Source organism: Patulibacter sp. SYSU D01012 (assembly GCF_017916475.1).
Lineage (GTDB): Bacteria > Actinomycetota > Thermoleophilia > Solirubrobacterales > Solirubrobacteraceae > Patulibacter.
The window spans coordinates 633,369-654,451 of record NZ_JAFMTB010000002.1; the positions used below are offsets into that span (position 1 = coordinate 633,369).

A 21,083-nucleotide genomic window follows, 5' to 3' on the forward strand; every position below is an offset into this window, starting at 1 on the left:
ACGCCGTCACGGCCCGGCGGCCCGCCCTCCCGGTCCCCGGCCGCGTAGCATCCGCGAGGCACCTGCCCGGGTGGCGGAACGGTAGACGCGGCGGACTCAAAATCCGCTGTCCGCAAGGGCATGTGGGTTCGAATCCCACCCCGGGTACTGCCGGCGCCGACCTTCGGCGCCGGCGGGCGCCGGCCTACGGCGCCAGCAGGCGGCGGCGCAGCGCGTCGACGTCGGCGGCGGCCAGGCCGTGCGCCTGCAGCAGGTCCGCGACGTCGAGGCCCTCGAGCGTCTCGCTCAGCACCCGTTCCGCCGTCGTGCCCCGCCGGGCCAGGAACGTGGCGAGCACCGCGGTGATGTCGTCCTCGCCGCGGGCCGCGTAGCGCGCCGGCAGCCGCTCGGCGCTCAGCGCGTAGTCGGCGGCGATCTCGTCCGGCTCGACGCCCGCGAGGGTGAGCAGCAGCAGCGCCACCATCCCCGTGCGGTCGCGGCCGCTGCCGCAGTGCACGGCCACCGCTCCCGGCTCGGCGCGGGCGATCGCGGTGAGGACGCGGGCGGACCGCTCGGGGAAGCGCTCCAGGTGCGGCCGGAAGTAGAGCGGGGTCCCGACCTGGGGGCCGCTGGACCACGCGTCCCAGAACTCCCGGTCCTCGATCCCGTCCAGCGGGACGTGCACCGTCGTGATCGCGCGCGGGCGCGGGGCCGCGTCGCGCACGATCTCGTCGTCGTTGCGCAGGTCGACCACCGTGCGCACGCCGTGGGCGAGCGCGGCCTGCCAGCCGTGGGCGGTCAGCCCGTCCAGGCCGTCCGCGCGCACGATCCGCCCGCACCGCGTGCGGCCGCCGTCCCGCGTGCGCAGACCGCCGAGGTCGCGCACGTTGAACGCGCCCTCCCAGCGGAGGTGCCGCTGCACCGCCTGCATGCGGTCAGTCCTGCGGCCCAACGATCGCCAGCAGCTCGTCGCGGAGCGCCGGCGGGACGATCATCGTGCCCGCCGGCAGCCCGTCGTACGGCTCCAAGCGCACGGTCTCGAGGCCCACGGACGCGGCCAGGACCTCGCCGGCCGCGGTGTCCCACGCCTTCACCCCGTACTCGAAGTACGCGTCGCTGCGGCCCGCGGCCAGCCAGCAGACGTCGAGCGCCGCGGCGCCGGCGCGGCGGATGTCGCGCACCCGCGGCAGCAGGCGATCCACGATCCGCGCCTGCACGCGCCGCACCTCCGCGTCGTAGCCGAAGCCCGTCGCGACGAGCGCGTGCCCCAGGCCGCCGTCGGGCGCGGAGCGGCGCGGCAGGTCTCGGCCGTTCAGCGTCGCGCGGCCGTCGGCGGCGCCGGCGAAGAGCTCCTCGCGGTTCGGGTCGTAGACGACGCCGACGAGGCCCTCGCAGGCGACGCTCACGCACCACTGCGGAATGCCGTAGAGGTAGTTCACCGTGCCGTCGAGCGGGTCGACGATCCAGCGACGCCCCGTCGTGCCGTGGACGTCGTCGCCCTCCTCGCCGACGATCCCGTCGTCCGGCACCCGGCGGGCCAGCACGGCGCGGATGGCCTCCTCGGCCGCGACGTCGGCCTCGGAGACCGGGTCCGTGGCCGTCGTCTTCGTCGCGATGCGCAGCGCCTCGAGGTCGCCGGCCCGCGCCGTCAGCTCGGCCGCGGCGGCGCGGGCGGCCTCCTCCGCGACCGCGAGGAGCTCGTCCAGGTCGTGACGGGTGTCGGCGTCGGACACGGTGCTGCTCATGCCTCCATCGTGCAGGGTCGCGCGGCGTTCCGGGTTGCGGCGGGGTTCGCCTGCCGGCCCTAGTCCAGACCCGCGGGGCGCCGCCCCGCCCACGGCCGGTCGGCCTCGAGCTGCGCGGCGAGCGCGATCAGCCGCCGGTCCGTGCCCGGCAGGCCCACGAGCTGCGCGCCCATCGGCAGCCCGTCGCCGTCGAAGCCGGTCGGCAGCGCGGCCACCGGGTACCCCAGGACGTTCCACACCGGGATGTGCGGCATCCGCTGCGAGACGCCCAGCATCGTCGCCAGCGCGCCCTTGCGCTGGAACGTCCCGATCGGCCACGGCTTGTCCGTGACGGACGGCTGCAGCACGACGTCCACGTCGGCGAAGACCGGGGCCAGCCGCTCGTGCAGCAGCGCCTCCTGGGCCATCGCCCAGCGCAGGACGCGGTCGGGCACCAGCCGCCCGATCCGGCGCCCGGCCCGGGTGCGCGCCTCGAGCCACTCCTTGTGCGGCAGCGGCTCGACGTCGTCGGCGACGCCCCGCAGGTAGCGGACCACGAACTGCGGGGCGGCCCGCGGCCCGAACGGCAGCTCGCGCTCCACGACGTGGTGGCCCAGCGCGCGCAGGCGCTCCGCGGTGTCGGCGACGGCGCGGCGGCGGTCCTTCTCGATCGGCACGCGCCCGACCGGCGCCCGCCACGCGAGGGCGATGCGCAGCGGCCCCAGCGCCCCGTCGCGGCCCCGGGCGGCGGCCTCCGCGTAGGTGCCATCCGCGCCGTGGACGTCGGCGGCCACGACGTCGAGCATCGCCGCCGCGTCGGCGACCGTCCGGCCGATCGGCCCGGCGACGGACAGGCCGTGCCAGCCGCCGTCGTTGCCCGTCGAGACGAGCCCGCGCGACGGCTTCAGGCCGAACAGGCCGCAGAACGCCGACGGGATGCGGATCGAGCCGCCGCCGTCCGACCCGGTGGCGACCCCGACGATGCCGGCCGCGACCGCCGCCGCCGTGCCGCCCGAGGAGCCACCCGGGGTGCGGTTCGGCGCCCACGGGTTGCGGGTGGCGCCGAAGGTGAGCGACTCGGTGAACGGCCACTGCATGCGCTCGGGCACGTGCGTGCGGCCCACGATCACGGCTCCGGCGGCGCGGAGCGCGGCGACCATCGGGCCGTCGGCGGTCTCGGGCGGCGTCTGCGGGCGGCCGCCGAGCGGCATGACGTCGCCCGCGACGGGCTGGTCGTCCTTCACGGCGACCGGCACGCCGAGCAACGGTGTCTCCTCCCCCGCGTCGATCCGCTCCTGCGCCCGCACGGCCTCGGCGCGCGCGGACTCGGCGTAGACGATCCGGAACGCGTTGAGCGCCGGGTCGAGGCGCTCGATGCGCCGCAGCGCGACCTCGAGCAGGACCGGCGCCGTCACCCGGCCGGCACGCAGGGCGGCGGCCTGCGCGTCCGCGCCCGCCCACAGCAGCTCCTCGATCTCCACGGCGCCACGCTATACGCCGCGCGCGGCGGTCGCCCGGAGAGCGGACGGACGCCCGTGCGCGCGGCCGCGCGCTCCCCGCGGCGGGGGGACCGCCGCCCGCCCCTGGTAGAACCGCAGGCCATGCCCACGACCGCCCCCGCCCGCGCATGAGCCGTCCCGTCGCCGTCGTCACCGGAGCCAGCGGAGGGATCGGCGAGGCCACGGCCCGCCGCCTGGCCGCCGAGGGCTTCGAGGTCGTCCTCGGCGCCCGTCGCCTGGAGCGCGTGCAGGCGATCGCCGCCGAGATCGACGGCCGCGCCCTGCCGCTCGACGTCACCGACCCCGCGTCCGTCGCCGCGTTCGCCGCCGAGATCCCCGCGTGCGAGGTGCTGGTCAACAACGCCGGCGGCGCGCTGGGGACCGATCCGGTGCTCGGCGCCGACGAGGACGGCTGGCGCTGGATGTACGAGGCGAACGTGCTCGGCGTCGTCCGGGTGACGAAGGCCCTCGTCGACCGGCTGGAGGCGTCCGGCGACGGTCGCATCGTGGTCATCGGCTCGATCGCGGGCTTCGAGATCTACCCGGGCGGCGGCGGCTACATCGCCGCCAAGCACGCCGTCTCGGCGGTCGCGAAGACGCTGCGCCTGGAGCTGCTCGGCCGCCCGATCCGCGTGACCGAGCTGCAGCCGGGGATGGTCGAGACGGACTTCTCGAAGGTCCGCTTCGGCGGCGACGAGGCCCGCGCCGCCGAGGTGTACCGCGGGATGACGCCGCTCGTGGCCGACGACGTCGCCGACGTCGTGGCGTTCGCCGTGACGCGGCCGGCGCACGTCGACCTGGACCAGATCGTCCTGCGCCCGCGGGACCAGGTCACCGCGCGCGACGTGCACCGCGCGGACTGAGCCCCGCGGCGGCCCGCCCGCCCGCCGCCGGGCCGCGCGCGGCCTCGCGGCCCGGACGTCAGAGCTCGTCGTCGTCCTCGTCGGCCCGCCGCGGCGGGCCGACGAGCGTCAGCGGCGCGCGCGGCCACGGCACGGGCGGCGGCGGGTCCGCTCCCTGCTCCTCGGGCACGACGACGTGCTCGACGGGACGCAGCGCCACCGCCACCAGGACGCATCCGGCGACGAGCAGCGCGAGCGGCCAGCCGACGAACGCGTGGTGGCCGTCGGCGAGCACCACCAGCGCCGCGACGAGCCCGAGCGCGCCGAGCCACCCCGGGCCGTGCTCGTGCAGCGTCGAGCCGACGCCCACGAGGCCGAAGCCGGCGACGAGCAGCAGCGCCTGCCAGCCCCACGCCGCCCCCGGCGCCGCAGGCGGCAGCCCCAGCGCGTCCTCGGCGCCCGGCACGTGCGGCAGCAGGAACGTCCCCGCCAGCAGGACGAGGACGACGGCGAGCACGTCGGCGAGCACGATGGCCTGCCGGTAGCGGCGCTCGAGCCGGTCGACGATGCCGACGGTCAGCGCGACCATCGCCACGAGCAGCGCCAGGCGCACGCCGACGCGCGGGTCGTCGCCGGGCCACAGCGCCCCGGCGCCCGCGACCAACGCGACCAGGCCCAGCAGCGCGCCGGCGCCGGGCGCCATCGTGGCGTCGCGGCCGCGCGTCAGCGCCGCCGCGAGCAGCGCCCCGCCGAGCGCGACGAGCGCCGCCCAGCCCGCGGCCACGGGCGCGCCGGGGCCGAGGCCGAGCACGACGGCGCCCTGCGCCAGCGTCCCGGTCCCCGCCGCAACGGCGAGCACGAGCAGGACCTCCTGGTAGACGCGGATGCCGCCCGCCTCGCGCGGCGACCGCACCCCGGCCCACGCCGTCAGGGCGAACAGGGCGGCGACGAGCCCGAGCCGGACGCCGCGGGGCCCGAGGCCGCGCAGCTCCGCCTCGACCGCGAAGGCCGTCAGGACGACGGCCCCGGCCGTCAGCGTGTTGCCCCGGTGGGCGTGCAGCCGCATGTCCCCTGGACGGTCGCACGCTCGCCGGAGGGGTGCCAGCCGGTGCCGACGTCCGTCCTATACTCCCCCGTCGTGTCTTCCCCGGTGGCGATCCTCGGCGGTACCGGTCAGCTCGGGTTCGGGCTGGCTCTTCGACTCGGCCGGGCGGGGGTGCCGATCGTCCTCGGCTCGCGCGACGCCGGCCGGGCCCGCGAGGCCGCCGAGCGCGCCGCCGGCCTGGTGCCCGAGGGGACGTTCTCCGGCGACGAGAACGCCGCGGCGGCCGCCGCGGCCGAGCGCTTCGTCGTGCTCGCCGTCCCCTTCGCCAGCCAGGCGCCGACGCTGAAGGGCCTGGGCGAGGCGCTGACCGAGGGGCAGATCCTGATCGACGCCACGGTGCCGCTCGGGCCCGCGGTCGGCGGCAAGCCGACGCACCTGCTCCAGCCGTGGCACGGCTCGGCGGCGCAGCAGGCGCAAGCCCTCGTGCCCAAGGGCGTCCGGGTCGTCTCCGGCCTGCACACCCTGGCCGCCAGCCTGCTCGAGGACCTGGACCACGACCTGGACCAGGACACCCTGATCTGCGGCGACCGCAAGGCCGACAAGGAGCCCGTCGCCGAGCTGCTGGGGCGCATCGAGGGGCTGCGCGTGCTCGACGCCGGCCGCCTGGAGCAGAGCCGCATCGTCGAGGGCCTGACGCCGCTGCTCATCGGCCTGAACATCCGCTACAAGACGCACGCCGGGCTGCGCATCACGGGGCTCGCGTGAGCGGGGCGCGTCCAGCCGGCCCGGTCGTCGCGCTGTCGGGCGGCACGGGCGGGGCGAAGCTCGCCCGCGGGCTGGCCGACCACGCCGGCGAGGACCTCGTCGTCATCGCCAACACGGGCGACGACGTCGAGATCTACGGCACGTACGTCAGCCCGGATCCCGACCTGACGACGTTCTGGCTCGCGGACCGCATCGACGCGCGCGGCTGGGGCCTCGAAGGCGACACGTTCGGCGTCATGGACGGCCTGCGCGAGCTCGGCGACGAGGTGTGGTTCAACCTCGGCGACCGCGACCTGGCCCTGTGCGCGCGGCGCGCACGGCGCCTGGCGGAGGGCGCCCGCCTGACGGAGACGTTCGCCGAGGCCGCCCGCGCCTACGGCGTCGGCGCGACGATCCTGCCGCCCTCCGACGACCCCGTCCGCACCCGCGTGCGGGCCGACGGCCGCTGGTGGGACTTCCAGGAGTTCATGATCCGCCGCCGCGGCGACGGCCCCGTCGAGGACGTCGTCTTCGACGGCGCGGCCGAGGCCGCCGCGACGCCCGAGGCGCTCGAGGCGATCCGCACGGCGTCCGCGGTCGTCGTCGGCCCGTCCAACCCGGTCATCTCGATCGGCCCGATCCTGGCGGTCCCCGAGATCCGCGCGGCGCTGCGCGCGACGGACGCCCCCGTCGTCGCCGTCGCGCCCTTCGTCGCCGGCGAGGTCCTCAAGGGGCCGACGCGCGACTTCCTGGCCTGGGCCGGCGTCGACGCCGACGCCCGCGGCGTCGCCCGCCTGTACGAGGGCCTGCTCGACGGCCTGGTGACCGACGAGCCGGGCGTCGAGGTGCCGGGCGTCGCCGTCCGCACCGCCGACACGCTGCTGTCCGACCCCGACGCCCGCCGCCGCGTCGCCGGGGACGTCCTCGCGTTCTGCGCCGAGCTCGCTCCCCGTCCCTCCGCGGCCGGAGATCCCTCGTGAAGACCATCGCCGTCGTTCCCGTCAAGCGGTTCGGGCAGGCCAAGACGCGCCTGGCCGACGCCCTGCCCGCCCGCTCGCGCGTGGCGCTCATGCAGGCGATGGTCACCGACGTGCTGATCGCGCTGCGCCGGGCGACGCTCGTCGACGGCGTCGTCGTCGTCACGGGCGAGCCGATCGCCGAGCAGATCGCGGTGAACTACAACGCCGAGGTCCTCGCCGACCCGCGCGACCTGGGGCACAGCGAGGCCACGGCCATCGGCGTCGGGGCCGCGATCGCCCGCGGCGCCCAGCGCGTCGTCCTGCTCCCCGCCGACGTGCCGGCGATCGACCCCGCCGAGATCGACGGACTGCTCTCCGCGCACACGGAGGACCGCGAGGTCACGATCGTGCCCAACCGCCACGGCGACGGCACGAACGCGCTCGTCCTGACGCCCCCGGACGTGATGGGCGCGTCCTTCGGCGAGGGCAGCCGCGCCCGCCACGCGGCCGCAGCCGAGGCCGCCGGCGCGCCCGTCTACGAGGCCGAGCCCGCGACGATCATGCTCGACGTCGACACGGGCGAGGACCTCGTCGCGCTGCAGGAGCGGCTGGCCGAGGTCCGCGGCGGCGCGTCGCACACCCGCGGGCTCCTCCCCCGCATCCTGTAGGCGTGACCGCCGCGCTCACCGCCCGGCCGCTCGCGCCGCTGCCCGAGGTGCGGCCGGGCGACGACCTCGCCGCCCTGGTCCGGGCCGCGAACGACGACGCGCCGTTCGCCCCGGGCGACGTGCTCGTCGTCTCGCACAAGGTCGTCTCGAAGGCCGAGGGCGCGCTGATCGACCTGCGCGCGGTGACGCCGTCGCCGCGCGCGGTCGCGCTGGCCGCCGAGCTGGAGAAGGAGCCCGCGCTCGTCGAGGTGATCCTGGGCCAGACGGCCGAGATCGTCCGCGCCCGCCGCGGCGTGCTGATCTGCCGCACGGTCCACGGCTTCGTCTGCGCGAACGCCGGCGTCGACCGGTCGAACGTCGCGGAGGGCTGGTGCGTCACCCTGCCCGCCGACGCGGACGCCTCCGCCCGCGCGCTGCGCGCCGCGCTGCCGGGCCGTCCCGCCGTCGTGATCGCCGACTCCTTCGGACGCGCGTGGCGCCAGGGGCAGGCCGAGGTGGCGATCGGCTGCGCCGGCCTGGAGACGCTGGACGACCAGCGCGGCGGGACCGACCGCCACGGACGCGAGCTGCGCGCCACCGTCATCGCGACCGCGGACCACGTGGCCGGCGCGGCGGACCTCGTCCGCGGCAAGACGTCGGGCCAGCCCGCCGTCGTCGTGGGCGGGCTGGGCGCGCGCGTCACGGCAGAGGACGGCCCGGGCGCGGCGGTGCTGCGCCGCGCCGCCGAGCAGGACCTGTTCGGCGCTTGAGGCGTGCCGCGCCGGCGGGCCGCCGGGCGCGCTCCTCCCGACCGGACGCGCCGCGTCCCGGTCCGGCCGGTGGTCGTCGCGTGGCGGTCTCGGCGCCGCGGCGGCCGGTCAGTTCACGCGGTCGATGCGCAGGTGCCTCACGCCGCGCGGCGTGGTGACGTCGACGACGTTGCCGATCGGCTTGCCGATGACGGCCTGCGCGACGGGCGACTCGATCGAGATCTTGCCGGCGGACGCGTCGGCCTCGGCGGCGCCCACGATGGTCCACGTCTGCTCGCGGCCCGTGTCCTCGTCGACGAGGACGACGGTGGCGCCGAAGCCGACCTCGTGCGACGCCGTCGAGATCTCGGTGACGACCGCGTTGCGGCGCCGCTCGACGAGGGACGCGATGCGCGTCTCCAGGTGCGCCTGGTCGTCCTTGGCCTGGTGGTACTCCGCGTTCTCCTTGAGATCGCCGAGCTCGCGCGCACGCTGGATGCGCGCCGCGATCTCGCGACGACGCGGGCCCTCGAGCTCGTCCAGCTCGCGGTTCAGCGCCTCGAGGCCCTCGGGGGTGATCGACTCGCCGGCTTCCATCCCTCCACCGTAGCCAACCGTCCACCCCGTGCGCCGACCGCCACGCGCCCGCGCGCGGGGTCCGCCACGCTGTCCGGCATGTCTGGATCGCAGGACCCTCGCGCCCCGTCCACCCTCGACCGTCGGACGCTCCGCCGACGAGCGGCCGGGGTGGTGATCCGGTGCGCCGCGCTCGCGACGGGCGTGGCCGTGCTGGCGGGGTGCGGCGGATCCGACGACGGCGGAGCCGGCGGCGCGCGCGCCGCCACCACGACGACCGCGGCCCGTCCCGCGAGCCCGCTCAGCCTGACCCTCGACTTCACGCCGAACGCGGTGCACAGCGGCCTGTACGTCGCGCAGCAGCGCGGTGCGTTCGCCCGCGCCGGGGTGCGCGTGCGGATCCGGGTGCCCGGGTCCGGCGCCGACGGCGCCAAGCTCCTGGCGGCCGGGCGCACCGACCTGGCGATCATGGACATCCACGACGTGGCGCTCGCCCAGCAGGAGGGCGCCAACCTGGTCGCCGTCGCGGCCGTCGTGCAGCGGCCCCTGGCGGCCGTCCTCGCCGACGGCGCCGTCCGCCGCCCGCGCGACCTCGAGGGCCGGCGCGTCGGCGTCACGGGCCTGCCGAGCGACGACGCCGCCCTCGACCAGATCGTCCGCGGCGACGGCGGCGACCCGCAGCGCGTGCGGCGCGCCACGATCGGCTTCGAGGCCGTGGCGTCCGTGGTCTCGGGCAAGGTCGATGCGTCCGTCGGCTTCTGGAACGCCGAGGGCGTCGCGCTGCGGGCGCGCCGCCCGCGCACCCGGATCTTCCGCCTGGACGAGTTCGGCGCTCCCCGCTACCCCGAGCTGCTCGTGATGGCCACGCGCCGGACGGTCGAGACCCGCGGCGACGCGGTCGCCCGGTTCGCCGCCGCCCTGGGCGAGGGCTACCGCACCGTCGCGCGCTCGACGCCGACCGACGACGCCGCGATCGTGCGCGACCTGCGCGCCGGGTCGGGCGACCGCACGATCGACCCCGAGACGACGACCCAGCAGCTCGACGCGGTGCGCCCCGCCTTCGCGGACGCCGCCGGCGGTGCCGGCACGATCGACCGCGCCGTGATGCGCACGTGGTCGCGCTGGGAGACGCAGGTGGGGATCACGAAGCGGGCGCCGGACGTCGACCGGCTGGTCTGGACGCGCGCGCCCGGCCGCTGAGCGGCGGGCCGGCCGCGGCCGCGCGGCGCCGGGGTCCCCGGCGCCGGCTGCGGGCTGCCTCAGTCCTCGAGCAGGGCGTTGAGCAGCGCGCCGCCCTCGCGGGCCAGGCGCGAGCGGGGCACGACCTGGTCCAGGCCGACCTCGAGGGCCACGGCCCGCACCTCGGGCTCGACGTGGGCGAAGGACGCCAGGACGGGGACGCCGGGCGGGCGGACGTCGGCGATGTCCTCCGCCGTCTCCGCCCCGTCGACGGACAGGTCGGCGACGATCGCCCCCACGTCGTCCTCGGCGAGCAGGCGGGCGAGCCCGTCGACGTCGGGCACGAGCAGCGGCTCGTGGCCCGCCGCACGGACGAGCTCGACGGCCTGGGAGCCGAACATCAGGTCCGGCACGACGACGGCGACGCGCATCGCTGCGCTCCCCGCGTCAGTGCGCGCGAAGGCGCCGGAACTCCTCGCGCGCCGACTCGCCGCGACCCCACATCGACACGACCTCGGCCCGGCCGACGCGCACGTCGCGCACCTCGAGCTCGCCCGTGATCGACGCCTCGTCCAGCAGCGAGAGGGCCGTCAGCACGGCCGTCGGCGCCGCGGCGTGGCCGAAGCGGTGCGCGACGAGGATGTGCCAGTGCCAGTCGTTGCGCGTGTACGGCTGGGCGTTGCACGTCGGGGCCAGGTACGTCGCGGCCTCGACGTAGCGGTCCTCGTCCGCGATCCGCAGGTCGAGCGACAGGTCGGTCCAGTCGTCGGGCAGGGAGTCCAGGACCGCCTGGAAGGTCTTCGCGAGCGCCATCCCCCCCACTGTACCGCGGGGCCCCGCGCGCGCGAACCGGGCCGATCCGCCCCGTCCCCGGCCTCGACCGTCCGTCCGGACGGGGCCGCGGGCGGCCGGCGCTACGCTCGGGACGAGATGCTCGACCTGCCCCAGGATCCCGTCCCCGCGACCGGTCCGGACCCCGAGCGGCTGGCGCGCGAGCACGCCCAGGCGTCCACGGGCGCCGCGCTGGTGGACCGCTCCGCCGCCGGCAAGCTGGCGCTGACGGGCGCCGAGGCCCGCGCGTTCCTGACCGGGCAGGTCACCGCGGACGTCGAGGCGCTGACGCCGGGGCACGGGACCTACGCGGCGCTGCTGACGCCGAAGGGCAAGATCGTCGCGGACCTGCGGATCCTCGCGCTCCCGGGCGCGGGCGAGGACGACGGCGAGCTGCTCCTGCTCTGCGAGCGCTCGGGCCTGCAGGCGCTGTTCGACCACCTGCGCCGGCACCTCATCGGCTACGCGGCCGAGCTGCACAAGCGCACGCTGCAGACCGGCCTGCTGTCGCTCGCCGGGCCGCGGGCGCTCGGCGTGCTCGACGGCGCCGCGCGCGAGCTGCCGGGCGACGAGCACGCCGCGGTGCGCGCCGAGATCGACGGCGTGCCGGCGCTGCTCGTGCGGACCGACGTCGGGGTCGACCTGCTGCCCGACGCCGCGCGGACGGACGAGCTGCGCGCGGCGCTCGAGGCCCGCGGTGCCGTCGCGGTGTCCGAGGAGGCGCTCGAGATCCTGCGCGTCGAGCGCGGCCGCCCGCGCCTGCACCACGAGATGGACGAGGGCGTCATGCCCGCCGAGGTGGGCATCGTCGAGCGCGCCGTCAGCTTCACGAAGGGCTGCTACGTCGGGCAGGAGACGGTCGCGCGCCTGCACTGGCGCGGGCGCCCCAACCGCCATCTGCGCGGGCTGGAGCTCGACCGGCCCGTGCCGGTCGGCAGCCCGATCCTCGAGGACGGCCGCGAGCTGGGGCGCGTCACCACGTCCGTCGTCTCGCCCGTGCGCGGTCCGATCGCGCTCGCCCTCGTGCGCCGCGAGGTCGAGCCGGGGGCCACCGTGGTGCTGCGGCCCGCCGAGGGCGGCCCCACGACCGCGCGCGTCGTCGCCCTCCCCTTCGGGCCGGCGGACGGGTCGGACGGCGACGGGCCGGCGCCGGTCACCGCCTGAGCCGCCGGCGGGACGGAGCGGCCCGGCCCGCGTCGTGGCCCGCTCGCGGGGCGCGCGGTCGGCGACCGCCCGGACGACGGTCGCGCGGCGGATCTCCGTGACCGTCCGCACGTACCGCGTCGATGCGCGTCGCGACCTCGGGTAGGGTTGCGGGCAGCCGCCCCGCGAACGCGGGCGGACCGCAGGCACGGAGGAGAGCACGTGGGGCGCAGGACGATCGCGGTGGTGTGCACGGGGCTGGCGGCGGCCGGGGGGCTGACCGCCTGCGGGCGCACCGACCCGGCCGACAAGCCGAACGCGTCCCGGCCGCCGACGCAGCTCCAGCTCAGCGCGGCGATCACGGACCGCGGGGTGAGCCTGTCCCCCGACGCGGTCGGCGGCGGCCCGGTGCGGATCGTCATCAACAACCTGACGCAGCGGAGCCTGCGTCCGCGCCTGACCCGCGGCGGCGGCCCGACGGCGAGCACGCGCCGTCGGGTCGCCCCCGGCGGCGTCGCGACGATCCAGGCCGACCTGCGCAAGGGCGCCTACCGGCTGACCGCCGGCGACGCCGTCGCGCCCGCGCAGCTGACCGTCGGCCGCCGGCGGCCGAGCGCGGACGGCGAGCTGCTGCTGCCCTGACCCCGGGGCCACCGGAGGGCTTCCGCGCCGCGCGCGGCGGCCCCCGGAGCGGTGCGCGAGCGGGCGCGCGGCGGGGCGACGAGGCGCGCGCGCAGGCCGCGAATCCCCCGGTGGCGACAGGGGCGCGTACACGGCACCACCCTCCCCCCGATCGGTGGGTAGGGTTCCGCCGATGAGCGCCGATCTCACGACTCTGCACACCGCACGCACCGCGCCCGGGGAGCTGCCGGGGACGATGTCCGCGTGGGTCATCCGCGAGGACCGCCTCGGGGAGCCGAAGGACGCCATCCAGCTCGAGGAGGTCGACGTCCCGGAGCCCGGCGCGTTCGAGGTGATCGTCCGCGTGATGGCCGCGGGCGTGAACTTCAACAACGTCTGGGCGGCGCTCGGTCAGCCCATCTCGATCTTCCGCTACGGCGACCACCCCGAGACCGGCCACCACATCGGCGGCTCGGACGCGTCGGGCGTCGTCTGGAAGGTCGGCGACGGCGTCACGCGCTGGAAGCCGGGCGACGAGGTCGTCGTGCACTGCAACCAGGCCTCCTACGAGGACGTCGAGGTCCACGGCCTCGACCCGCTCGCCGCGCCGTCGCAGCGGATCTGGGGCTACGAGACGACGTGGGGCTCGTTCGCCGAGTTCTGCAAGGTCCAGGCCCAGCAGCTGCTGCCGAAGCCGAAGCACCTGTCCTGGGCCGAGGCGGCCTCGTACGGCCTGACGTACTTCACCGCCTACCGCATGCTCATGGACCAGGCGAACATGCAGGCGGGCGACAAGGTCCTCGTCTGGGGCGCCGCGGGCGGCCTGGGCGTCTTCGCGCTGCAGCTGGCGAAGGCCGCCGGCGCGGACGCGGTCGGCGTCGTGTCGAGCGACGAGAAGGGCAAGCTCGTCGAGCAGCTCGGCGCCGTCGGCTACATCAACCGCAACGAGTTCGCGGGCATGATGCGCAAGGGCGGCGAGACCCCCGAGGAGGAGAAGGCGCGCTTCAAGACCTCGCGCGCGTTCTCCAACCGCGTCGCCGAGCTGCTGGGCGGCGAGCAGCCGAACATCGTCTTCGAGCACGTCGGCAAGGCCACCTTCCCCACGTCCGTCCTGACGGTCCGCCCGTTCGGCAAGGTCGTGATCTGCGGCGCGACGTCGGGCTACAACCTGGACTTCGACGTCCGCTACCTGTGGATGAAGCAGAAGGAGATCATCGGCTCCCACTTCGCCAACGCGTGGGAGTCGACCCGCGCGAACGCCCTGATCGACGAGGGCAAGATCCGTCCGGTGCTCTGGAAGACGCTGCCGTTCGACGAGGTCGCCAACGCCCACCAGCTGCTGCGCGACAACCAGCACCTGGGCAAGATCGCGATCCTCGTCGGCGCGAAGGACGAGGACGAGGGCCGCGAGGAGACGACGCCGGCCCGTCCGGGCGCCATCCGCGCCGAGGTCGGCGCCTGATGCAGGGCGCGCTCGCGTCCGCGCCGTCGCACGGCGCGGACGCGATCCGCCCGGACGTGGGAGCATAGGGCGACCATGTCGACGATCGTCTACGAGCTCCCGTGGTACGCGACGGGTCTGCGTGCTGACAAGCTCGCCGCCGCGCTGCAGGAGCTGACCCCCAAGCTGCTCGGGCTCGGCGCGCTCGAGGTGCGCGTCCTGCGCGCGCGGGACGACCAGTACCGCTTCCGCCAGTCCATCGTGGTGCCGGACAAGACCACGTGGGCCCGCCTGTGGAACTCGGAGACGTTCGTGCAGTTCCGCGCGACGAACACGAGCTTCCACCAGAAGCCGCTGAACTACGAGATCTACGCGCCGATCGCCCACGCGAGCGCCGAGGGCCTGACCGACGTCTTCGGCGACGAGCCCTTCGGCCCCGCGAAGGCCGCCGAGGACGAGCGCATCTCGGGCCAGCCGGTCCCGACGCAGAGCGGCTGAGCCGCCCGTCGCCCCCGCGGCACGCGAACGGCCCGCCATCGGCGGGCCGTTCGCGTTCCGGGGACCGGGCCCGGCGGGACGGCCGCCGTCCGGCGGCCGCGGCGCTCAGGCCTGCTCGAGCGGCGCCATCGTCAGGCCGGCGCCGCGCAGCTGCTCCCAGTAGTGCTCGGCCAGCTCCTTGTGGCCGGTCCACACGATCGCCAGGCCGGTGCGGTGGATGCGGTCGGCGATCTGCAGGCCGGACTCGACGGTGATGCCGGGGATGAAGCGGGCCAGCGCGACGGCCACGCCCTGGTGCGTGTTGTGGTCGTCGTCGCGGACGATCACGTTCCAGGAGCCGCCCAGCCCGGTGCCCGGGCCGGCGTGGCGTGTCTGCTCGATGGTCTGGCTCACGGTCGTGCAGGGTAGCGGTCGAGGGCCCGTACGCGACGGGCGCGGAAGGGCGGGGACGCGACGCCGGCGGTGGCGACCACGCGACGCCGTCCCTCCAGGGTGGGCGACGCCCCGGCATGTGTCAAGGTGCGCGCGTGTCGACCGACGAGGCTCCCGTCCACGCCTACCGCACGACGCTCGCCTGGTCGGGGTCGACGGGCGTCGGCTACGAGGGCTACGACCGCGGCCACCGCGTCGCCGCCCCGCCGGCCGACGCGGCGCTGGAGCTCTCGTCGGACCCTGCGTTCCGCGGCGCACCCGAGCGGCTCAACCCGGAGCAGCTGCTCGTGGCGGCGGCCAGCTCGTGCCAGCTCCTCGCCTTCCTCGCCGTCGCCGCGCGCGCCCGGCTGGACGTCGTCGCCTACGCGGACGACGCGTCGGGCGAGATGCCGGAGCGCGGCCGCGCGACCCCCTGGCTCGAGCGGATCGTGCTGCGCCCGACCGTCACGGTCCGCGGCGACGTCTCCGAGGAGCGGCTGCGGAAGCTGACCGACCTGGCCCACCGCGAGTGCTTCGTCGCGGCGAGCCTGCGCTCCGAGATCGTCGTCGAGCCGACGTTCGTGCGCGCGTAGACCCCGGCCGGCGGGGCGCACCGCCGCTTCGGCGGCCGCTGCCCTACGCCCCCGCGGCCGCGGGTCCGGTGCCGCCGCCCGGGGCCTCGGCCTCGCCGCGCTCGACGCGCTTCCAGTAGCGGTCCAGCCCCGCCCACAGGCCCTCGAACGGTCCGGCGGCGTAGTACGTCGGCAGGCCGTCCTCCCCCGCGCGCTCCAGCACCCAGCGGCGGATCCAGTCGGCCATGCCCTGCGCGTCGGTCGTGCGCGCCGCCTCGGTGAAGACGTCCAGGGAGTCGTGCATCGTGGCGATCTGGTCCATCGGGTCCTCCGTGGTGGTCCCGAAGTGCATGTAGGCCAGGGCGCGGGGCTCCCACGCCGCGACGGTCTCGAGCGACCGGTGCCAGAGCGGCGGGTCGATGTCGGGCGGCGGGGTCGGCGGCAGCGCCGGACCGCCGTCGATCCGGATGCCGGTCACGTCGCCCGTGTAGGCCACGCGGGTCGGCACGTGGAAGTACGAGACGTGGTGCTGCGCGTGGCCGGGCGTGTAGGCCACGCGCCACGGGCCCTCCTCCTCGCCGCCGCGGAGCACCCGGACGTTCTCCTCCGGCACGGGGATCACGCGGCCCCACAGCTCGTCGAAGTAGTCGCCGAAGACCTTGCGCGCGCTCGCGACGAGGCGGGTCGGGTCGATGAGGTGCTTCGCCCCCCGCTCGTGCACCCAGACCTCGGCGTGCGGGAAGCGCTCGAGCAGGGCCCCGGTGCCGCCCGCGTGGTCGAAGTGGATGTGCGTGAGCAGGATCGCGCGGGGCGTGCGGCCGTCGAGGGCGTCGAGCACGCGGCCGATCGTCTTCTCGCAGCCCGGGTCGACGATGACGTCGTCGAACAGGTGGGCCGACATCGCCTTCGGCCGGCCCAGGTGCAGCAGGTCGACGGTGCGCGGCAGGTCCTCTCCCATGCCCCGACCCTATGCCCCCGGCGGCGCGGGCGCACGCCCGGGCGCCGGGGCGGATCCGTGCGGGGCGCCGGCGGCCCGCACGGGACCGTGCGCCTCGGGCAGGAGCGCGCTCACGCGGCCGCCGGCGACCTTCGCGGGCGGCCACCACAGCGGGACCGACGAGACGGCGGTGCGCCACCCGTCGCCGTCGCGCCGCACCTCGACGTACGCGGCGCCGTCGCCGTCCAGGAGCGTCGCGCGGAGGACCGGTTCCGGCACCGGCGCGTCGTCGGCGGGCCCCAGCTCGACGTGGCGGAGCACGTCGCGCGCCGCCACCTCGGCCTGCTGCAGCGCCAGGCCGCCCTGCTTGAGCGGGTGGTCGGCGGCGTCCCCGACGGCCCAGACCTCGTGCTCTCCGCGCACGCGCCCCCGCGCGTCGACGGGCAGGAAGCCCGCGGCGTCGCACGGCAGCCCGGGCACCGCGGGACCGGCCGGCACGGCGAGCGCCACCGCCGCGTCCACCGGCGGCGCCCCCTGCCACGGCAGCCACAACCGCCCGTCGGCCACGGCCTCGACGAACGTGCCCGTCCAGACGCCGACGTCATGCCGCTCCAGCAGCGCCGCGAGCGCCGCCCCCGCCGCGGGGCCGAGCGCCTGCAGCGGGGCCGCCTCGGCGGTCACGACCGCCACCCGCGGCGCGGCCGACCCGTGCCGCAGCAGCAGCGCCAGCTCGTAGGCCGGCAGCGTCCAGCGGACGCCGGCCGGCACCACGACGGCGACGCGGCCCACCTCGCCGGCGCGGACCCGGCGGCCGAGGGCCTCGAGCGCCGGCTCGTCCGCGGCCACGCCGAGCGTCACCGCGCCGTCGACGGCGCGCCGCGCGCGGGCGCCGGGCGCGAGGACCAGGGCGCGGTACGCGATGCGCTCGCCGTCCGCCGTCACGACGGCCCGGGCCGCGGCGTCGACGCCGGCGAGCCGGCCGAGCCGCAGGTCCAGGTCGTGCGCGGCGGCCACGGCGCGCAGGTCGGGCGGCGGGCCCGGCGCGTCGAGCAGCCCGGCGTACGCGGCCAGCGGCCGGTGGCGCAGGGTGGTCGACGCGCTCAGCAACGTCACGCGCAGCGGGCCGCGCGCCAGCTCGCGCAGCGCGAGCGCCGCCTCCACGCCGGCGGGACCGCCGCCGACGACGAGGACGTCGGTGTCGGTCGCGCGGCTCATGGCCCGACGGTACGCCGCGCGGCCCGGCGCGGCGTCCGGCGGCGCTACGGACCCGGGCTCCGCAGTCCTCCGCGACCGGCGCCTCCTACCCGCGGTAGGGACAGCGCACGCGCCACGCCCCACGGCCGGGGGGTCCGGCATACACTGCCGGGATGAGCAGCCCTCGCCTTCCGGAGCCGGACCGCCCCTGGATGATGCGGACCTACGCGGGTCACTCGACCGCGAAGGCCTCCAACGCGCTGTACCGCAGCAACCTCGCGAAGGGGCAGACCGGCCTGTCCGTCGCGTTCGACCTGCCCACGCAGACGGGCTACGACCCCGACGACGAGCTCTCGCGCGGCGAGGTCGGCAAGGTCGGCGTGCCGGTCTCGCACCTGGGCGACATGCGGACCCTCATGGAGGGCATCCCGCTGGGGACGATGAACACGTCGATGACCATCAACGCCGTGGCGGCGTGGATGCTCTCGCTCTACATCGTCGCCGCGGAGGAGCAGGGCGCGGAGCAGGCGCAGCTCCAGGGCACGACGCAGAACGACATCATCAAGGAGTTCCTGGCGCGCGGCACGTACGCGTTCCCGCCCGGGCCCTCGATGCGGCTGATCGCGGACATGATCGCCTACACGGTCGAGCACGTCCCGAAGTGGAACCCGATCAACATCTGCAGCTACCACCTGCAGGAGGCCGGGGCGACGCCGGTCCAGGAGATCGCCTACGCGATGTCCAACGCCATCGCCGTGCTCGACGCCGCCCGCGAGCGCGTCGACGCCGCGATGATGCCGAAGGTCTTCTCGCGCATCTCGTTCTTCGTCAACGCCGGCGTGCGGTTCATCGAGGAGCACGCCAAGCTGCGGGCGATGAGCGTCCTGTGGGAGGAGCTCGGCCGCACGCGGTACGGCGTCGAGGACCCGAAGGCGCTGCGCTTCCGCTACGGCGTGCAGGTCAACTCGCTCGGCCTGACCGAGGCCCAGCCGGAGAACAACGTCCAGCGCATCGTCCTCGAGGCGCTCGCCGTCACCCTGGGCCGCAACGCCCGCGCCCGCGCGCTGCAGCTGCCCGCCTGGAACGAGGCGCTCGGCCTGCCGCGCGCGTGGGACCAGCAGTGGGCGCTGCGCATCCAGCAGGTCCTGGCCTACGAGACCGACCTGCTCGAGTACCCCGACATCTTCGAGGGCTCGAAGGTCATGGACGGCCTGGTCGAGGAGCTGCTGACGGGCGCCCGCGCCGAGATGGCCGAGGTGGCCGAGCACGGCGGCGCGGTGCAGGCCGTGGACTACATGAAGAGCGCGCTCGTCGAGAGCCACCGCGAGCGGATCGCCCGCATCGAGCGCGGCGAGCAGGTCGTCGTCGGCATCAACAAGTACACGGAGACCGAGCCCTCCCCCCTGACGGCGGCCGGCGACGGCGGCATCATGACCGTCGACCACGCCGTCGAGCAGCAGGCGAAGGACGCGATCGCCGCGTGGCGCGCCGACCGCGACCAGGTCCGCGTCGACGCCGCGCTGGCCCGCCTGGCCGAGGTGGCCGCGGGCGACGAGAACATCATGCCCGCGTCGATCGAGGCGGCCCGGGCCGGCGTGACGACCGGCGAGTGGGCGCGCACGCTGCGCGAGGCGTTCGGCGAGTTCCGCGCCCCGACCGGCGTCGGCGAGGCCGCCGCGACGACCGACCAGACCGAGGGCGTCGCCGCGGTGCGCGCCGAGGTCGAGCGCGTGTCCGAGGCCCTGGGCCGCCGGATCAAGATCCTCGTCGGCAAGCCGGGCCTGGACGGCCACTCCAACGGCGCCGAGCAGATCGCGGTGCGCGCCCGCGACGTCGGCATGGACGTCGTCTACGAGGGCATCCGCCTGACCCCCGCGCAGATCGCGCACTCGGCCGTCCAGGAGGGCGTGCACGTCATCGGCCTGTCGATCCTGTCGGGCAGCCACAAGGAGCTGATCCCGGCCGTCATCGAGGCGCTGCGCGAGCAGGGCGTGGACGTGCCGGTGATCGTCGGCGGCATCATCCCCGAGGCCGACGTGCGGCCCCTGCACGACGCGGGCGTGGCGGGCGTCTACACGCCGAAGGACTTCGACATCTCGGTGATCATGGGCGACATCGTCCGGATCGTCGCGCAGGCGAACGGCGTGCTGGACGAGGCGGACGTCGCCGCCCCCACCGGCGGCGCGATCGACGACGTCGCGACCGCCTGAGGCGGGCGGGGCGCGCCCTTCCGGCCTGACGCGGGCGGGAGCATCCTCCCGGCCTGACGCCGGCCGGCACGTCCTCCCGCCTGCCGCGGGCGGGGCGCGCCCTCCCGCGTGACGCCGCCCTGGGCGCGCACCCGCGTGCCGGACGCCGCGGGCGGCCGGCCCCCGGACGCAGAACGGCCCGGGGCCGGCGGACGCCTCGTCCGCCGGCCCCGGGCCGGATGCTTCGGTGCCGCGGCCGAGGGATCCCCATCCCCGGCCGCGGGCGTGTCGCGCTCGCCCTAGTCGAGCGACGCGACGAGCAGGTCGGCGTGGTCGCCGAGCGCGGCCCGCAGGCGGCTGCGCAGCGAGCTGGCGATCTGGCAGACGCGGGACTCGGAGACGCCGAGCATGTCGCCGATCTCGCGCAGGCGGAGGTTCTCGACGTAGAGGAGGCGGGCGACGTCGCGCTCGCGGTCCGGCAGCGCGGCGACGGCGGCGGCCAGGTGGGCGCGCGCCTCGCGCACGGTGGCCATGCGCTCCGGGCTCGAGGAGCGGTCGGCCGAGACGATCGTCTCGGTGCGGTCGACGAGCGTGCCGTCCGAGCCGGCGACGCTGGTGGCCAGGGACTCCACCTCGGCCAGCGCGAGCTGGTCGCGGCGGGCGCGGATCTCGTCGGAGGAGGTCTCGAGGTGCTCGGCCAGCTCGAAGTCGTTCGGCTCGCGCTCCAGGCGGCTGCGGAGCTCGCGGCGGGCGGTCTCGGCCTCGCGCTCCCAGCGGCGCAGCGAGCGCGGCGCCCAGTCGCGGCGGCGGAGCTCGTCGAGGACGGCGCCGTTGATGCGGGTCCAGGCGAACTGCTCGAGCGTCGCGCCCTTGGCCGGGTCGAAGCGCTCGATCGAGACGACGAGCGCCTCCAGGCCGGCGGCGGCCAGGTCGTCCATCTCGCAGTACGCCGGCAGCTGGCGGACCTTGCGGCTGACGATGTGCCGCACGAGCGGCGTGAGCAGGAAGACGAGCTCGTCGCGCTTGGCGCGGTCGCCGGTCTTGCGGTACATCCGCCACTTGCGGAGGAGCTGCTCGGTGGTCGCGCGGCGCTGGCGGACTGGACGGACGGTGGAGGTCATGGCGTGAGAGGCGGTGAGGGTGGGGATCTGCCGCGGTGGGCGGCGTGGTGCCCGGCGCTGCGGTGCGTCGGTGGAGCCACCTTGGCCGTCTCTGGGGGCCCTGGCGAGTGCGTCTGGCCGCCTGTTGGACGCCCTCGTCCAACGTATCTGGACCGTATCCGGAGGTATCAATCGAGTGCGCT

23 protein-coding genes and 1 tRNA gene are annotated in these 21,083 nt (G+C 76.4%); 13 read left to right on the top strand and 11 right to left on the bottom strand.

From position 1 onward, the window contains the following. Positions 1 to 64: 64 nt before the first annotated feature. A tRNA-Leu gene (locus J3P29_RS12390) sits at positions 65 to 147 on the top strand. A gap of 37 nt (positions 148 to 184) precedes the next feature. On the opposite strand, the gene J3P29_RS12395 is transcribed toward J3P29_RS12390, so the two are convergent. From J3P29_RS12395 to J3P29_RS12405, 3 genes are read right to left on the bottom strand one after another with little or no spacing between them, the layout of a single operon-like run. After that, positions 185 to 910, bottom strand: a complete 726-nt coding sequence (locus J3P29_RS12395) for a tyrosine-protein phosphatase (protein ID WP_210493739.1) — start codon at positions 908 to 910, stop codon at positions 185 to 187. 4 nt (positions 911 to 914) lie between these two features. Continuing rightward, a complete protein-coding gene (locus J3P29_RS12400) occupies positions 915 to 1,724 on the bottom strand; it encodes an inositol monophosphatase family protein (protein WP_210493740.1) in 810 nt (269 codons plus the stop codon). Between the two features lie 59 nt (positions 1,725 to 1,783). Next, entirely contained in the window at positions 1,784 to 3,184 is a 1,401-nt protein-coding gene (locus J3P29_RS12405; protein WP_210493741.1) for an amidase, read from the bottom strand. 146 nt (positions 3,185 to 3,330) lie between these two features. Here J3P29_RS12405 and J3P29_RS12410 point away from each other — a divergent pair, with 146 nt between their 5' ends. Beyond that, on the top strand, positions 3,331 to 4,065 hold the full coding sequence (locus J3P29_RS12410) for an SDR family NAD(P)-dependent oxidoreductase (RefSeq protein ID WP_210493742.1): 735 nt from the start codon (positions 3,331 to 3,333) through the stop codon (positions 4,063 to 4,065). A gap of 58 nt (positions 4,066 to 4,123) precedes the next feature. Here J3P29_RS12410 and J3P29_RS12415 read toward each other — a convergent pair whose 3' ends face one another. Continuing rightward, positions 4,124 to 5,110: a hypothetical protein gene (locus J3P29_RS12415; RefSeq protein ID WP_210493744.1), complete on the bottom strand. Its 987-nt coding sequence runs from the start codon at positions 5,108 to 5,110 to the stop codon at positions 4,124 to 4,126. Positions 5,111 to 5,182: 72 nt separating this feature from the next. Between J3P29_RS12415 and npdG the strand changes: the two genes are divergently transcribed. The 4 genes from npdG to cofE are packed head-to-tail and all read left to right on the top strand — an operon-like array spanning position 5,183 to position 8,209. Continuing rightward, positions 5,183 to 5,854: an NADPH-dependent F420 reductase gene (npdG, locus tag J3P29_RS12420; RefSeq protein WP_210493745.1), complete on the top strand. Its 672-nt coding sequence runs from the start codon at positions 5,183 to 5,185 to the stop codon at positions 5,852 to 5,854. Further along, complete coding sequence (cofD, locus tag J3P29_RS12425; protein WP_210493746.1) at positions 5,851 to 6,813, top strand: 2-phospho-L-lactate transferase; 963 nt, start codon at positions 5,851 to 5,853, stop codon at positions 6,811 to 6,813. The genes npdG and cofD overlap by 4 nt, the downstream gene beginning before the upstream one ends. Continuing rightward, entirely contained in the window at positions 6,810 to 7,460 is a 651-nt protein-coding gene (gene cofC, locus J3P29_RS12430; protein WP_210493747.1) for a 2-phospho-L-lactate guanylyltransferase, read from the top strand. The genes cofD and cofC overlap by 4 nt, the downstream gene beginning before the upstream one ends. A 2-nt stretch (positions 7,461 to 7,462) precedes the next feature. Beyond that, complete coding sequence (gene cofE / locus J3P29_RS12435) at positions 7,463 to 8,209, top strand: coenzyme F420-0:L-glutamate ligase (RefSeq protein WP_210493748.1); 747 nt, start codon at positions 7,463 to 7,465, stop codon at positions 8,207 to 8,209. A 108-nt stretch (positions 8,210 to 8,317) separates the two neighbouring features. Here cofE and greA read toward each other — a convergent pair whose 3' ends face one another. Beyond that, positions 8,318 to 8,785, bottom strand: a complete 468-nt coding sequence (greA, locus tag J3P29_RS12440; RefSeq protein WP_210493749.1) for a transcription elongation factor GreA — start codon at positions 8,783 to 8,785, stop codon at positions 8,318 to 8,320. Positions 8,786 to 8,935: 150 nt separating this feature from the next. On the opposite strand from greA, the gene J3P29_RS12445 reads away from it, so the two are divergent. After that, positions 8,936 to 9,964 carry an ABC transporter substrate-binding protein gene (locus J3P29_RS12445; protein ID WP_210493751.1) on the top strand — a complete coding sequence of 343 codons (1,029 nt, stop codon included), beginning with the start codon at positions 8,936 to 8,938 and terminating at the stop codon, positions 9,962 to 9,964. Positions 9,965 to 10,023: 59 nt separating this feature from the next. On the opposite strand, the gene J3P29_RS12450 is transcribed toward J3P29_RS12445, so the two are convergent. Together J3P29_RS12450 and J3P29_RS12455 are read right to left on the bottom strand one after the other, a co-directional pair. Beyond that, positions 10,024 to 10,374 carry a hypothetical protein gene (locus J3P29_RS12450; RefSeq protein ID WP_210493752.1) on the bottom strand — a complete coding sequence of 117 codons (351 nt, stop codon included), beginning with the start codon at positions 10,372 to 10,374 and terminating at the stop codon, positions 10,024 to 10,026. Positions 10,375 to 10,390: 16 nt separating this feature from the next. Next, positions 10,391 to 10,756 (bottom strand): hypothetical protein, encoded by a 366-nt coding sequence (locus J3P29_RS12455; protein WP_210493753.1) that lies wholly within the window; start codon positions 10,754 to 10,756, stop codon positions 10,391 to 10,393. Between the two features lie 117 nt (positions 10,757 to 10,873). On the opposite strand from J3P29_RS12455, the gene J3P29_RS12460 reads away from it, so the two are divergent. From J3P29_RS12460 to J3P29_RS12475, 4 genes are all read left to right on the top strand, one after another. Further along, positions 10,874 to 11,938 (top strand): folate-binding protein YgfZ, encoded by a 1,065-nt coding sequence (locus J3P29_RS12460; protein ID WP_210493755.1) that lies wholly within the window; start codon positions 10,874 to 10,876, stop codon positions 11,936 to 11,938. Between the two features lie 201 nt (positions 11,939 to 12,139). Next, on the top strand, positions 12,140 to 12,559 hold the full coding sequence (locus J3P29_RS12465; protein WP_210493756.1) for a hypothetical protein: 420 nt from the start codon (positions 12,140 to 12,142) through the stop codon (positions 12,557 to 12,559). A gap of 172 nt (positions 12,560 to 12,731) precedes the next feature. Beyond that, positions 12,732 to 14,000, top strand: coding sequence for a crotonyl-CoA carboxylase/reductase (ccrA, locus tag J3P29_RS12470; RefSeq protein ID WP_210493757.1), 1,269 nt, complete (start codon positions 12,732 to 12,734; stop codon positions 13,998 to 14,000). 75 nt (positions 14,001 to 14,075) lie between these two features. Then, on the top strand, positions 14,076 to 14,477 hold the full coding sequence (locus J3P29_RS12475) for a hypothetical protein (protein ID WP_210493759.1): 402 nt from the start codon (positions 14,076 to 14,078) through the stop codon (positions 14,475 to 14,477). Positions 14,478 to 14,582: 105 nt separating this feature from the next. Here J3P29_RS12475 and J3P29_RS12480 read toward each other — a convergent pair whose 3' ends face one another. Further along, a complete protein-coding gene (locus tag J3P29_RS12480; RefSeq protein WP_210493760.1) occupies positions 14,583 to 14,870 on the bottom strand; it encodes an ATP-dependent Clp protease adaptor ClpS in 288 nt (95 codons plus the stop codon). A gap of 134 nt (positions 14,871 to 15,004) precedes the next feature. Here J3P29_RS12480 and J3P29_RS12485 point away from each other — a divergent pair, with 134 nt between their 5' ends. Further along, entirely contained in the window at positions 15,005 to 15,481 is a 477-nt protein-coding gene (locus tag J3P29_RS12485) for an OsmC family protein (protein WP_210493761.1), read from the top strand. Between the two features lie 43 nt (positions 15,482 to 15,524). On the opposite strand, the gene J3P29_RS12490 is transcribed toward J3P29_RS12485, so the two are convergent. Next, complete coding sequence (locus J3P29_RS12490) at positions 15,525 to 16,418, bottom strand: MBL fold metallo-hydrolase (RefSeq protein ID WP_210493763.1); 894 nt, start codon at positions 16,416 to 16,418, stop codon at positions 15,525 to 15,527. A gap of 9 nt (positions 16,419 to 16,427) precedes the next feature. Then, positions 16,428 to 17,612, bottom strand: a complete 1,185-nt coding sequence (locus J3P29_RS12495; RefSeq protein WP_210493764.1) for an FAD-dependent oxidoreductase — start codon at positions 17,610 to 17,612, stop codon at positions 16,428 to 16,430. Between the two features lie 152 nt (positions 17,613 to 17,764). Here J3P29_RS12495 and J3P29_RS12500 point away from each other — a divergent pair, with 152 nt between their 5' ends. Then, a complete protein-coding gene (locus J3P29_RS12500; protein WP_210493766.1) occupies positions 17,765 to 19,801 on the top strand; it encodes a protein meaA in 2,037 nt (678 codons plus the stop codon). A 278-nt stretch (positions 19,802 to 20,079) separates the two neighbouring features. On the opposite strand, the gene J3P29_RS12505 is transcribed toward J3P29_RS12500, so the two are convergent. Then, positions 20,080 to 20,901: a FliA/WhiG family RNA polymerase sigma factor gene (locus J3P29_RS12505; protein WP_210493767.1), complete on the bottom strand. Its 822-nt coding sequence runs from the start codon at positions 20,899 to 20,901 to the stop codon at positions 20,080 to 20,082. Between the last annotated feature and the right edge of the window lie 182 nt (positions 20,902 to 21,083).